Here is a 14,343-nt window from a genome sequence, read left to right as displayed (position 1 = left end):
TTATGATTCTACTCATACAGATGCCATCCTTTTTTTATCTCGAAGCGAGCAACTCGATACTCGAAGCTTTTATAAATCTTCTTTTTTAGTTGCGGGGAGAAGCAAATTCAAAATAATACCAACTGCTGCAGCCAAACCAATTCCTGCCAGCGAGAAAGTTCCGTATTGAATTACAGCACCACCAATTCCAACGGTAAGTACCAGCGAAACGATTACCTGGTTACGGGTTTCGCCCATGTTGGTTTTCGAGTCAACCAGTGTTTTGATACCAATAGATGCGATCATTCCGAAAAGTAACAACATTATACCACCGAGCACTGCTTGCGGGATGGTTTCCAGGAAGCCACTAATTTTGCCCACAAACGCAAACACCAATGCAGTAATAGCAGAAATGCGCAGGATAAACGGATTAGTAACTTTGGTAAGCGTAATCGCTCCGGTTACTTCCGAATAGGTAGTGTTAGGTACTCCGCCAAAAAAACCGGCCAAAGCAGTGGCAATACCGTCCCCAAGTAAGGTGCGGTGCAATCCCGGTTTCTCAATAAAGTTTTTATTACAAACACCGCCAATGGTGTACATGTCGCCAACGTGCTCGATAATTGGAGCAATTGCCACCGGAACCATGTATAAAATGGCTTGCCAGCTAAATTTTGGAGCGGTAAATTCCGGAATGCTTATCCAGCTCGCTTCCTGTACTATTGAGTAATCAACTTTTCCCCAGATAAGCGCTGCAATATAACCCACTGCAATGGCGATGAAAATCGGGATCAGTTTCAGCATTTTTTTACCAAAAATTACCACTGAAACTGCTGTTGCCAATGTGATTATTGCAAGTGCCCAGTCTGTTTTTGCCATATCAACAGCAGTTGATGCCAGCGATAAACCGATCAGCAAAATAATTGGGCCAACTACTACCGATGGAAACAGGCGTTCAACAAAGGTGATTCCACGTAATTTTACCAGTGCTGAAACAACGCCGTAAACGATACCTACGGCAATAATTCCTGAAAGTGTACCGGGCCAGCCATAAAGTCGGGTGGCTTCGATAATAGGAGCAACAAAAGCAAAGCTACTTCCGAGAAACACCGGAACTTTTCCTTTTGTAATGAGGTGAAAAAGCAGCGTGCCAATTCCGGCGGTAAAAAGTGCAACGGCCGGATCGATGCCAACAAGCAGCGGCACCAAAACGGTAGCACCAAAAGCCACAAATAAGAACTGTACACCCAGAACGGTGTTTTTAAAGGTTAACTGTTCACGTAAAGATTTACCACTCATATTTTTTGTATTCGTTTAAAATTTGCGCAAAAATATACCCGTTTGCGAAAGAAACGGGTAAAATGTATTTTTTTATTGAAGGATTTCGGCAGGAATTTCCTTAATCGGTTTTACCCGAATTGATTTAATAAATAAATCGCCGCCTTCCGACTGGATTTGGATTTTCCCAGAGCTCAGCGGACGGATGCCATCTTCTTCGTCAACTCCCGTGTTTGTATTTACCATGGTAACTTGTCCGTTAACCAGATGAACGGTAGTACGTCCGTAGGAGTACAGTTCAACAGTGTTCCATTCGCCTGTTGGATTTTCGGCATCAACAGCCTTTTTTATGCCCGGGCCGTTAAAGTCTTTTCCAAACTGGGTAAGTTCTCCTCCTTTAGTGAAAACAAAACCATCGTCGGTTTGCGTGGTTTCGGTTTCGCAGCACGTATTGTTCATCAGGTAAGTATCGCCCATGTTTCCGTGCATCAGCTGGCACTCGATGTTAGTCATCCAGGTGCCCAATGCTTCGCCAAAATCTCCAAAACTATGATACAGCAATCCGCTGTTTCGGGTAGTGTAAACCTGGTCGCCCCACTTAAATACCAATTCAAGGTGGTAGTTGGCAAAAGTGTCGACAGTGGCCAACGAACCGTTTACTTCTCCGGTAATGTGAATGAGCTTTTCGCCATCTACATCAACAACTTTAAAAACGTTCTCGGGTTTGGCCTGTTCGTGAATGTGTTCGAAGCCGGTAAGCGGAGTGCCGATGTAGGTTTCCCAGCCATCGAGGTTTTCGCCGTTAAATAAAGGTTGCCATGGCGCTTCGCACGAGGTAAATAAAATGCTGATAAAAGCAAGGGAAATAAAAAATGTGAATTTCTTCATGAGGTAATGGTTTAGATATAATTGACATAAAAAAACTGCCCCATAAATATAGGACAGTTTCTTAAATATTTTTATTTTTTTCTCTTTTAAACCGCTGCGCCAGCTAATTGCTGCGCTCGTTCCAAAATTGCCGTATCATCTAAGAGAACGATTCCTCCATTTGGTCCCGGCTCCATGTGTATACCCACTGCTCTTCCATCTGTGTAATTAGCGCCTCCGAAATAATTCCTGACGGTTTCTTCTCTTAATTCAAATTCTTGCGCTATTTGTGCAATTGAACCGTCAGGCAAGCTGTCTTTAATTTTTCGCAGCTCGTTAAATGTTATCTTTTTTTCCATATCGCTGTGGTATTAATTAATAATTATTGTATTTATAAAGAACGTGCTTTAAAATTATAATTAATAATTTAATAATGAAAGCATCACGAACAGGTATTGTTAAATGTTATAACACATGAGCAAAATTATGTGTATTACAGGGGGTGTGATAAAATGTAAGTAGCTGAAATATAAGGGTTATGGATTTTGTTGATATGTTGTAAAACAGGTCACTAACAGACAGGTGTTAACATTTTTTAAGGGAAGATGTTGGAGCGTTTTTATTTTTTGATAATGCTGTCGTAAATGGCCTGATGCATGGCCGTACGAATGTTTAATTCGTAGAGTTTGCTGTTGTTGCGGGTTGGGTAAACACGGTTCGACATAAAAATGTATAACACCCCTTTTTCAGGGTCGGCCCATGCAAAAGTTCCGGTGTAGCCGCTGTGCCCAAAACTGCTTTTGCTGCTCGACACGGCGGGGTAGGCATCTTCAAGATCATTTTCATCGTTGTCGATCATGGGTTTGTCGAAACCAAGCCCTCGTCGGTTTTTATTTTCAGGATACTGAATACGCGTAAATTCGTTAAGCGTTAAGTCCGAAATATAACGTCGGCCACCAAAATATCCTTTTTGCAAATACATTTGAAATACCTTGGCGAGGTCGTTTGTTGAACCGAATAAACCAGCATTTCCCGATACGCCGCCCATCATTGCTGCTCCTTCGTCGTGCACGTAACCACGAAGTTTCTCCATTCGGAAAAAGTCATCCGTTTCGGTTGGAATAATCTGGTTAAGCGGAAAGTGTTTGTATGCATTGAACGTTATTGTTTGCGCTCCTAAAGGTCGGTAGAAAGTGTTTTTTACATACGATTCGTACGGAGTGCCGGTCAGGTTTTCAATAATATCCGGATAGAGGTAAAAACTCAGTCCTGAGTACAGGTACTTTTTTCTGGGTAGCAGATCCGAAGTGCGGATGGTATCGAACATTATTTTTCTGAAATTGTGATTCATGCACAACCGTTCCGATACGCGAACATCGTATAGTGTCGAGGGGTGATCTTTAAATACTTTTTTATCGAGTGTTCCGTCTTTTTGCACGGTCATGGTCCAGAAAGCAATCCACGAAGCCAAACGCGACTGGTGCGCCAAAATCTCACGAAAGCTCAGGTTTTCTTTGTTGCTGCCAATAAAATCGGGCCAGTACTTGCTAAACTTATCATCAACGTTCATTTTGCCCTCGTCGACCAATCGCATAATTGCCGGCAGCGGCCCGGTAACTTTGGTAACCGATGCCCAGTCGTAAATATTATTCTGGTTTACGGGGTAAATGCTGTCGTAGGTTTGAAAACCGTAACACTTGTGAAAAACCACTTGCCCATCTTTGGCCACCAAAACCTGGCAGCCGGGAAATGCACCTTCCGAAATTCCAAGATTTGCCAGCGAGTCGATTTTCCGGTTCAGAATAACTGAACTCATCCCGGCCTCCTCAGGAATGGTATACGAAAAAGTTTTGTTGGGTTCAACAACCAAATCATCGCCGGCTTTAAATCGTCTGTCGGAAGTAACCGGAAGTTTGCCATTAGCTTTAAATGCACCAAAAATAAGCTGCGCTGCTAATTCCTGAGTCAGTTCATTATCCTGATGAGCCACAATCAAGGCATCGGCATGATGAATATTGGCAAAGTATTTTAGTGAATAAGCGTTTCCGAAAAGCGTAAACACCACATTTTGTTCGTTTACCAAATCCGTAACCGCTTGTTTTTGTATTTCGGAAATACCGTATTCGTTTGATGAGTATTTGTTAATTCCGGTAATTCCGGCAATAACAAAGTTGTAATTACTTAGCTCCTGGCGAAGATTTGCCCATGTTTTTTCAGAGGCATCTTTTGGTAACCAAAAATGATCCATGCCGGTATATTTTGCCAGCGTATTCTGATAATCTGATTTTTGGTCGCCACCAATCATTATCGTTGCAATGTTGCGTTTCTCCAAATCCTGCACCGGAAGAGTACTGTCGTTGTTAACAACAACTGTCATCGATTTTTTAATCAGTTTTCGGTTGGTAACCTGGTATTCGGGAGCGTTAAGATCGGCGGTAATATTTTTTAAATCCACCGGTTGGTAGTTGTTTAAACCAACCCAGCGTTTAAGTGCCAAAACAGTTCTGCACTTTTCGTTGATTTCATCTTCGGTAATTTCGCCGTAGATAATTGCTTCTTTTATAGTTGCAACAGCTTTGCTAACATCGTCAACAAATTCGATCATATCGTTTCCGGCAATCAGGGCTTCCAGTTCGGCTCTTCCTGCAGTGGTTTGCACGCCTTTCATGGTAATGGCATCGGTAACCACAAAACCTTTGTAGCCAATTTCGTCCTTCAGGTAATCGGTAATTACTTTTTTCGAAAGCGAAGAGGTGATTCCGGAATCATCGAGCGACGGAACATTTAAATGCCCCGACATAATTCCAGCAATTCCTTTATCGGATAAATACCTGAACGGGTAGCTTTCAATACTGTCGATGCGGCTTTTTGAATGTGGAATAAGCGGCAATGTTTTGTGCGAGTCGGTTTTGGTGTCGCCATGACCGGGAAAATGTTTTGCCACCGGAATAACATTGTTGTCCTGCATTCCTTTTGCCACCATCCACGACTTTTCAGCCACATTATGCTTTTCTTCTCCATACGAGCGATAACCGATAACCGGATTAAACGGATTGGTGTTAATGTCGGCAACCGGCGCAAAATTCATCTGAATTCCCATGCGTTTTAACTGGCTGGCAAAATCCTGTCCCATTTGGTAGAGAAGGGAAGTGTCTTGCACGGCGCCCAACGATTGCGCATACGGATAAACAATGGTACTGTCGGTACGCATGGCCGGTCCCCATTCGCCGTCGATAGCGACCAAAAGCGGCGTCTCGGAAGCTTCCTGAAATTGATTGATCCAATCGGCATTTTTTGCAGGTGAACCTTGCATTACCAGAATTCCACCGGGTTTCCACTCCTGTATTCTCCGCTTAAAAATGGCTTTGGCGGCTTCGTTCTGTTTCGGGTAAACGGTAATCATCATCAACTGGGCAATTCGCTCATCCAGACTCATTTTTTCGAGTTGCTGGTTTACCCACTCATCGTTTTTGTATTGCTGAAAAGGTGGTTCCTGTGCCGAAGAACAGTTGGCCAGTGACAGTACTAATAGGGTAAAAAGTAGAAATATTATAGGTGTTGGTTTCATCGTTGTAAATTCGCTAAAAATTAATGCTACACGTTAAACGTTCATCGAAATAAAATAGTACAAAAATCGGATCCTAATTATATTTCGTTTTCGTTTCACTTTTTTAACTAAATGATTGCTTTTTAAAAAATTTAAAAACTATCTTCGCTTGCGCAAATGTAATATTTAAAAGCCTATGTTCAGGATTTTTTTAGTGTTAGTTTTATGGATCTCGGCCAGCGGTTGCATGGCACTGCAAGATAATGAAATTATTGTAGGAGCGGAACGTACTTCGCTATATTTGGATGCGCTGAAAGGCAAAAATGTGGGGTTAGTTGTAAACAACACTTCCATTGCAGAAGACGAGCATCTGGTCGATTTTTTACTGAACCAAAACGTTGATGTAAAAAAGATATTTGCACCTGAACACGGCTTTAGAGGCGATGTTTCGGCCGGAGGAGAAGTGGAAGACGGGCTGGACAAAAGCACGGGTTTGCCGGTATTTTCGCTCTACGGAAAAAACAAAAAGCCAACTGAAGAACATTTTTCCGGACTCGATGCCGTAATCTTCGATATTCAGGATGTAGGATGCCGGTTTTACACCTACATTTCAACCATGCATTACGTTATTGAAGCGTGTGCTGAATATGATATTCCGCTAATTGTTTTCGACCGACCAAATCCGAATGGCGATTATGTTGCCGGCCCAATTCGTAAAGAAGGTTTTGAATCGTTTGTAAGTCTCGATCCCATTCCAATCGTTCACGGATGTACAGTTGGCGAACTTGCAAATATGATCAATGAAGAAGGCTGGCACACTGCTGGTAAAAAATGTGATATTACAGTTATTCCTGTAAAAAATTACGATCATAAAATGGCGTATTCTTTGCCGGTGCGTCCGTCGCCAAATTTACCCAACGATCTTTCAGTGCGCTTATATCCATCGTTGTGCTTTTTTGAAGCAACCAGCGTAAGTGTTGGGCGCGGAACCGATTTCCCGTTCCAGGTTTTAGGTGGTTTAAACGAAAATATCGGCACTTTCGAATTTACTCCCCGCAGTATTCCCGGAGTGGCGATAAACCCGCTGAACAAAGACAAAAAATGTTATGGCGTTGATTTACGAACACTGGATGAATCGCCAAAATTTACTTTGAAATACTTCCTCGACTTTTATAACAAATACGAGAATGAAGCTGATTTCCTTACACGCGAGCGCTGGCTGAATCTGCTTGCCGGAACCGACTCGATGCTGAAACAAATCAGAGAAGGGAAAAGCGAGGCTGAAATTATTGAAAGCTGGCAGCCCGAGCTGGAGGAATTCAAACAAATGAGAAAAAAATATCTACTTTACCCCGACTTCGAATAAACTTAAATTATGAGCCCATATCTTGTTCTAGGAATTGTACTTGGTTACTTTTTAGTACTGATTTTTATTTCGTGGTTAACCTCGCGAAAAGCCGACACGCAGGCATTTTTTACTGCTAACCGAAAATCGCCATGGTATTTAGTGGCCTTTGGAATGGTTGGAGCCACCCTCTCGGGAGTTACTTTTATTTCGGTGCCGGGAGAAGTTGGTAATTCTGCCTTTTCGTACCTGCAGTTTGTTCTCGGAAACCTTGTTGGATACTGGCTGGTAGCGGGTATTTTATTGCCTTTGTATTATCGCCTTAACCTGGTTTCCATCTATTCGTTTCTTGACGATCGTTTTGGACCACGATCCTATAAAACCGGCTCGTTTTTCTTTTTGATCTCGAAACTGATCGGGGCGGCATTCCGCTTGTTTTTGGTTGCCGGAGTTTTGCAAATCGCCTTTTTCGATGCGTTTAATATACCGTTTTCGCTAACCGTAATTGTTACCATCGCGCTTATTTGGGTGTACACTTTTAAGGGCGGAATAAAGACCATTGTTTGGACCGATACGCTGCAAACACTCTTTTTGGTAAGTGCGGTTATTTTTACCATCGTAGCCATCTCGCGAAGCCTTGATTTGAATTTGTCGGGGCTGGTGAAAACCATTGCTGATGACAGTAACTCGCAACTTTTCTTTTGGGACTGGCGCTCAGGAAATAACTTCTTCAAGCAGTTTATTTCCGGAATGTTTATCACCGTTGTTATGGTTGGTATGGATCAGGATATGATGCAAAAAAACCTGACCTGTAAAAACAAATGGGAGGCACAGAAAAACATGCTGGTGTTTAGTATGTCGTTTCTTTTTACGGTGGTGTTGTTTCTGAGCCTGGGTGTAATGTTATACATTTTTGCCCGCGAGCATGGAATTAGCTTACCTGAAAATACCGATGATCTTTACCCGATGTTGGCTTTAAAATATTTCGGTTTGCCTGTGGGAATTGCCTTCTTACTGGGGATCACAGCCGCCGCCTATTCAAGTGCCGATTCGGCATTAACCGCATTAACAACATCATTTACTGTCGATTTTCTGAAAATCCATAAATACCCGGAAGAGAAAAAACGCCGTATGAAAATGTTGTCGCATTTAATGTTTTCAGTGCTGTTAATTGCGGTAATTCTAGTTTTCGATGCCATTAATAATCAGAGTATTGTGGTGGCAGTATTTACGGTTGCAGGGTATACTTACGGTCCTATTTTAGGGTTATTCCTTTTTGGCATGTATTCTAAACGAAAAGTGAACGATAAGTGGGTTCCGTATATCGGAATTTTTGCACCCGTTTTGTGCTATTTTATTTCGAGCTATTCCGAGGTGTTATTTAATGGCTATCAGTTTGGATTCGAATTGCTTATCCTCAACGGGGTGATTACAATGCTTGGTTTGTTTCTCATTTCTGAAAAAAGTGCTGTTAATAGCTAAGGATTGTAAAGAAATGTTAAAAATTGTGAATTGATTTTTTATATTTGTAAAATAACGGCGAAAAGTGGACGTTATAAGGATATAAATTAATTCGAATTGGTTAAAAATTTACTTCAAATACTGGCTGCAGCTCTTGTGCTTGTTATGCTCTTCTCTTGTGAGGACGAGGGGTATATGACGTCTACTGATGCACAGTTACAGTTTTCCGCTGATACAGTAACTTTCGATACCATTTTTACTACCATTGGCTCAACAACCCGACGATTTACGGTGAGTAATCCTTACAACGAGGATGTTTTGATTTCACGCATTCGTTTGGCAGGAGGCGATGCCTCTAATTTCAGATTGAATATCAACGGTTACGAGAGTAGTGAATTGTACGAAATTACATTGCCTGCAAAAGACAGTATCTATATTTTTGTTGAGGTTACTATCGATCCGAACGGACAGAATTTGCCTATGGTTGTGCAGGATTCTATTGAGTTTACAACCAACACAAATTTTCAGAGCATAATGTTGGAAGCCTACGGGCAGGATTTTAAGCTGATAAAAAGCGAGCGGATCAAAACTACAACATGGACTGCTGAGAAACCATATCTCGTGTACGATTATGCTTATGTTGACAGTACGTCGACATTGACAATTGAGCCGGGAACAAAAGTGTACTTCCACAAAGGTGCCGGAATGTATGTTCGTGGAAACGTGGTTGCTGATGGTACTTTCGAATCGCCGATCATATTCCGGGCCGACCGTTTGGAACCGTCATACGAAAATATTCCCGATCAGTGGAATGGTATTGTTTTGTATTCCGGAAGTCATAATAACATATTCAATTTTACCACCATAAAAAATGCAAATATTGGTTTGCAGGTTGGTACCATTGAAAACGAAGGTTATGCTTCGGTGGCACTTACCAACTCCAAAATTGAAAATATGGCTTACGCCGGAGTGTTTGCCATGAAATCGAAGATTTATGCTTACAATGCGCTGATCAGCAACTGTGGGTATTATGCTGCCGCTTTACTTGTTGGTGGCGAATACGAGTTTTACCACTCAACCATTGCCAATTATTGGGGCAACTACGGACAGGCTGTGAGAACTACACCGTCGTTGGTTGTTTCGAATGTGCTGGTTGTTGAAAACTCGAATGGCGAACAAATTTCGTACAACGGCGATTTGACCAAGGCAACTTTCGGAAACAGTATTATTTACGGTAATATCGGAAACGAACTGGAATTGGGAGACAACGAAGAGAACACCTTTAATTACCTGTTCGATCACTGTATAATTCAGGCGCCCGATACCTTAAATACGAGCAATACAGATCACTTCATTAATGCGATGGTTGGAATGGAATTTGACCCGCGTTTTGTTGATCCGTACGATGATTATAACTTCGAGTTAGATACTTTATCGGCTGCAAAAGATGTGGGAACAACGAGGTATTCTGAGCAGTTTCCGCTTGATTTGCTGAACAGAAGCCGAACCGGCGAAGATGGCCCCGACCTGGGAGCGTACGAACGCATTGAAAAGTAAAATGAAACACTTTCTTTTTTGTTTATCCCTAATTCTGCTCATTGCAAAAGGCAATGCTCAAAATGCTGATGCCGAATTTTCAATACTCTTTTATAATGTTGAAAACTTGTTTGATGTACGAAACGATTCGTTAACTGCCGATGACGAGTTTACGCCTGCAGGAGAACGCCACTGGACAAGGAAACGTTTCGATAACAAAATCAACAATATCTCGAAAGTAATACTGAGTGCCGGCGGTTGGCAAATGCCTGATTTAATTGCGTTGGCAGAAATCGAGAATCGTTATGTGTTGGAACAACTTACCGACGATACACCACTAAAATCTACGCCATACAAAATAATTCATAAAGAGTCGCCGGATCCCCGTGGAATCGATGTGGCGCTGATTTATAATTCAGAAACCTTTTATCCGCTTGATTACGCATATTACCCGCTGGAAGATAAAAATGGAGGCGTTCGTAAAAGTCGCGAAATACTTTATGTTCTGGGAACGGTAACTGGTGGAGATTCTATTCACGTGTTTGTAAATCACTGGCCGTCGCGGTATTCGGGTTTGCTGGAAACACGCCCTGCAAGGCAGCAGGCTGCGCGTTTGCTTTTGTCGAAATACGAAGAGATCATTCAAGAGAATGAAAAGGCGAAAGTGGTTATCGTAGGTGATTTTAACGATCAGCCAACAGATGAAAGTATATCGCAAGATCTTGGTGCTGCTGATCCTCTAAATAACGAATCTGCCGATTTGTACAACTTATCTTTGCCCTGGATGGATCAGGAGGAGGGGACTTTAAAATACCAGGGACAGTGGTTTGTTTTCGATCAGATAATTGTATCACCAAACTTATTGGCCGCAGGAAGTGGATTGGGTACAAAACCAGAAAATGCAACAATCTGTAAATTGCCCTTTTTATTCGAGCCTGACGAAACGCGCGGAGGCCGAAAACTACATCGCACTTACACGGGCTACCGTTACAATGGTGGTTTTAGCGACCATTTGCCGGTTTTGTTAAAGTTACAGGTTGATTAACCTTTTGCTTTTAATCCCATTTCTTCTGCCTTTTTCATCATAAAAGCAAAAGCTTCCTCGTAATTGTTATGAATTTCGCCATCCAGAATGGCTTCTTTTATGGCATCTTTTAGCAGACCAACTTCACGGCATGGCGACAAGTTAAAAGTCTCCATAATAAGGTCGCCATCAACCGGAGGTTGGAAATTACGAATCGCATCTTTCTCTTCAATCTCTTTCAGTTTTTGCCGAACCACCTTGAAGTTTTTCATGTAACGTTTCACCTTCTCCGGATTCTTCGATGTAATGTCGGCCTCGCAAAGTGTCATTAAATCATCAATATCATCTCCGGCCTCGAAAAGCAAGCGACGCACTGCCGAGTCGGTAACAATATCTTCCGAAAGCACAATTGGGCGCATGTGCAAGCCTACCATCTTCTGAACGTATTTCATCTTTTCATTCAGCGGCAGTTTCATGCGTTTAAAAATCTTGGGAATCATTTTAACTCCAACGAAATTATGCGCGTGAAAAGTCCAGCCCAGGTCTTCTACAAAACGTTTTGTTTTGGGTTTGGCAATGTCGTGCAACAAGGCCGACCAACGTAACCACAAATTATCGGAGTTGGGTACCAGGCGATCGAGCACTTCAATAGTGTGATAAAAATTGTCTTTATGACCGATGCCGTTTACTTTGTCAACTCCTTTCATTCTTTGCAGTTCGGGGAATATTATCGCCAGCAAACCTGTTTCTTCCAGTAGCCTAAAACCTTTCGAGGGTTTCGGTGCCATAATAATTTTATTCAGCTCTTCGATAATTCGCTCGGCAGAAACAATTTTAATGCGGTCCTTATTTCTGGCAATCGCCTTTAAAGTTTTATCCTCAATTTCAAAATCAAGCTGAGTTGCAAAACGAATGGCACGCATAATTCGCAAGGGATCATCAGAGAACGTAACATCCGGATCGAGTGGCGTGCGGATGATCTTGTTATTCAAGTCATCCATCCCGTTAAACGGATCGACAAGCTCGCCAAAACGATCGCCGTTTAAACTGAAAGCCATTGCGTTGATGGTAAAATCGCGACGGTTTTGATCGTCTTCCAGCGTTCCGTCTTCCACAATCGGTTTTCTCGAATTGCGTTGGTACGATTCTTTGCGGGCACCTACAAATTCAATTTCAAGATCCTTGTATTTTAACATGGCGGTGCCAAAGTTTTTAAATACATTAACTCTTGGGCGCGGCTTAAGACTCTTGGCAACTTCTGTTGCGAAATCAATACCACTGCCAATGGTTACAATGTCGATATCTTTTGAGGGGCGGTCGAGGTACAGATCGCGAACATATCCTCCAATCACATAAGTTTCTGTTTCAACGCGGTCGGCAACTGCCTGTATATCTTTGAAAATCTTCTCTTTTAGCTTGCTGTTCATCTGACAAAAATCGTATTTCAAAATGGACTGTTCTGCCACTTTGATAAAAATCGTGACAAAATTACAATTATTTAGTTGAAATTAAGTAGTAACTTGGGAATTCAAAATTTGGTATTATCTTTGATATATAAATATCGAAATAAATAGATATATAAATATTGAAAAAATAAAAATCATGCTGGAACATTTAACGAAAGAAACATTTAAAGAGAAAGTTTTCAATTTTGAAACAAATAAAGAGTGGAAATACGAAGGTGAGAAGCCATGTTTGATCGACTTTTACGCCGATTGGTGTGGACCATGTAAAATGGTAGCCCCGGTGTTGGAAGAGTTGCAATCGGAGTACGGCGACAGTATCGTAATCTACAAAGTAAACACTGAAGAACAACAGGAATTAGCCGGAATGTTTGGTGTGCAAAGCATCCCTTCATTATTGTTTGTACCGCAAGATGGACAACCACAAATGGCAATGGGAGCACTTCCGAAACAAACTTTCGAGAAAGCAATTTCAGACGTGCTGAAAGTTGAAAAACCTCAGGCTAATTAAGAAGATCGAGTACTTTTTCAAGCTGAATACCGCGGGAACCTTTTATTAAAATGTTCCCGTTTTTTATGGGCTCATTTTTAAGGTAAGCACATAATTCGTCAACATGAAGAAAGGATTTTATGCTTTCCTGATTGTTGGCTTTCGAGAATTCTTTACCTACCAGAAAGGTGCTGCTTTTTAATTCATCCGGAATCAGATCAACGATCTTTGTATGTTCGTCTTCCGAATATTCTCCCAGCTCAAGCATATCTCCAAGAATAAGGTATTTATCACCTTTCAGGTTCTCCAGAAAACTTTCGATTGACGCCGCCATACTTGTTGGGTTCGCATTATAGGCGTCCATTATAATCTTTATTTCGCCTTTGTTTATTAGTTGCGAGCGATTGTTGGTTGGCTGATATTCTTTAATAGCTTGCTGGATTTTTAGCGGATCAACATCAAAATGATTTCCGATGCAGGCTGCAGCGAGGATATTTTCAAAATTGAAATCGCCAATCAGGTTGCTGTTCAAGTACAGTACGCCCTTTTTAAAATTGGCTTTTACATGAATAAACGGAGGACTTTGAATGGTTTCGCCGGTGAACGATGCATTCTTTTTTCCGTAAGAAATACGTTTTGGAAGTGCTTCGCCAATTTCTTCAAGTAGCCTATTGTCGGCGTTGTAAAAAATTACTCCATTCTTTTTTCCGATGTAATCGTATAATTCTCCCTTGGTTTTTATTACGCCTTCAAACGATCCAAAACCTTCGAGGTGGGCGCGGCCAATGTTGGTGATTATTCCAAAATCAGGATCGGCAATTTCGCACAGATCGGCAATTTCACCGGGATGATTGGCACCCATTTCTACTACGCCAAATTCAGTGTTTTTATCCATTGCAAGTAGCGTTAACGGAACTCCGATATGGTTGTTCAAATTCCCCTGAGTGAAACTTACTTTGAATTTCTTTGCAAGTACAGTTGAGATCAACTCTTTTGTGGTTGTTTTACCGTTGGTGCCGGTAATGGAAAGTATAGGTAGTCCCAGTTGTTTTCGGTGATAATGGGCCAGTTGCTGTAACGAAGCGAGAACATCGTCAACCGGTAATATTTTATCTTCGGTGGCATATTCTTCTTCGTCAACAATGGCATAAGCAGCTCCTTTTTTCAGGGCATCGTGAGCATATTTATTGCCATTAAAGTTGGCACCTTTAAGAGCGAAGAAAATGCAGCCAGTGTCAATTTTGCGGCTATCGGTAGATACTTTTGTTGATTTTAGAAAACAACCGTAGATAGTTTCAATACTTGTCATAAAGCAAAAATACGATTCAATTTGGCATAAAAAAAGCTCCGCAGATT

General features: G+C 41.7%; 11 protein-coding genes. 5 read left to right on the top strand and 6 right to left on the bottom strand.

Annotated features, from left to right (window positions below; genetic code table 11):
• Window positions 1–69: 69 nt before the first annotated feature.
• The 4 genes from QZ576_RS14530 to QZ576_RS14515 all read right to left on the bottom strand — a co-directional run bounded on the left by QZ576_RS14530 (window position 70) and on the right by QZ576_RS14515 (window position 5,689).
• Window positions 70–1,275 (bottom strand): uracil-xanthine permease family protein, encoded by a 1,206-nt coding sequence (locus tag QZ576_RS14530; RefSeq protein ID WP_297098418.1) that lies wholly within the window; start codon window positions 1,273–1,275, stop codon window positions 70–72.
• Between the two features lie 72 nt (window positions 1,276–1,347).
• Complete coding sequence (locus tag QZ576_RS14525; RefSeq protein WP_297098417.1) at window positions 1,348–2,142, bottom strand: DUF1080 domain-containing protein; 795 nt, start codon at window positions 2,140–2,142, stop codon at window positions 1,348–1,350.
• An 86-nt stretch (window positions 2,143–2,228) separates the two neighbouring features.
• Window positions 2,229–2,480 carry a DNA-binding protein gene (locus QZ576_RS14520; RefSeq protein ID WP_297098416.1) on the bottom strand — a complete coding sequence of 84 codons (252 nt, stop codon included), beginning with the start codon at window positions 2,478–2,480 and terminating at the stop codon, window positions 2,229–2,231.
• A 260-nt stretch (window positions 2,481–2,740) separates the two neighbouring features.
• Entirely contained in the window at window positions 2,741–5,689 is a 2,949-nt protein-coding gene (locus QZ576_RS14515; RefSeq protein ID WP_297098415.1) for a glycoside hydrolase family 3 N-terminal domain-containing protein, read from the bottom strand.
• 175 nt (window positions 5,690–5,864) lie between these two features.
• On the opposite strand from QZ576_RS14515, the gene QZ576_RS14510 reads away from it, so the two are divergent.
• The 4 genes from QZ576_RS14510 to QZ576_RS14495 all read left to right on the top strand — a co-directional run bounded on the left by QZ576_RS14510 (window position 5,865) and on the right by QZ576_RS14495 (window position 11,055).
• A complete protein-coding gene (locus QZ576_RS14510; protein WP_297098414.1) occupies window positions 5,865–7,034 on the top strand; it encodes a DUF1343 domain-containing protein in 1,170 nt (389 codons plus the stop codon).
• A 9-nt stretch (window positions 7,035–7,043) separates the two neighbouring features.
• Window positions 7,044–8,495 (top strand): sodium:solute symporter, encoded by a 1,452-nt coding sequence (locus tag QZ576_RS14505; protein ID WP_297098413.1) that lies wholly within the window; start codon window positions 7,044–7,046, stop codon window positions 8,493–8,495.
• A 96-nt stretch (window positions 8,496–8,591) separates the two neighbouring features.
• Window positions 8,592–10,031 (top strand): hypothetical protein, encoded by a 1,440-nt coding sequence (locus tag QZ576_RS14500; protein ID WP_297098411.1) that lies wholly within the window; start codon window positions 8,592–8,594, stop codon window positions 10,029–10,031.
• A 1-nt stretch (window position 10,032) separates the two neighbouring features.
• Window positions 10,033–11,055 carry an endonuclease/exonuclease/phosphatase family protein gene (locus tag QZ576_RS14495; RefSeq protein ID WP_297098409.1) on the top strand — a complete coding sequence of 341 codons (1,023 nt, stop codon included), beginning with the start codon at window positions 10,033–10,035 and terminating at the stop codon, window positions 11,053–11,055.
• Here the strand turns inward: QZ576_RS14495 and QZ576_RS14490 are convergent.
• Window positions 11,052–12,461, bottom strand: coding sequence for an HD domain-containing protein (locus QZ576_RS14490; protein ID WP_297098406.1), 1,410 nt, complete (start codon window positions 12,459–12,461; stop codon window positions 11,052–11,054). The two genes, QZ576_RS14495 and QZ576_RS14490, sit on opposite strands and share 4 nt — an antisense overlap.
• A 175-nt stretch (window positions 12,462–12,636) precedes the next feature.
• On the opposite strand from QZ576_RS14490, the gene trxA reads away from it, so the two are divergent.
• The gene (gene trxA, locus QZ576_RS14485; protein WP_038556556.1) at window positions 12,637–13,008 is read left to right on the top strand and encodes a thioredoxin; all 372 of its coding nucleotides are present in this window, start codon (window positions 12,637–12,639) and stop codon (window positions 13,006–13,008) included.
• Here the strand turns inward: trxA and murF are convergent.
• On the bottom strand, window positions 13,001–14,296 hold the full coding sequence (murF, locus tag QZ576_RS14480; RefSeq protein WP_297098403.1) for a UDP-N-acetylmuramoyl-tripeptide--D-alanyl-D-alanine ligase: 1,296 nt from the start codon (window positions 14,294–14,296) through the stop codon (window positions 13,001–13,003). The genes trxA and murF overlap by 8 nt on opposite strands.
• Window positions 14,297–14,343 lie beyond the last annotated feature (47 nt).

It is taken from the genome of uncultured Draconibacterium sp., assembly GCF_913060805.1.
Lineage (GTDB): Bacteria > Bacteroidota > Bacteroidia > Bacteroidales > Prolixibacteraceae > Draconibacterium.
This window is presented reverse-complemented; position numbering and strand designations above follow the sequence as displayed.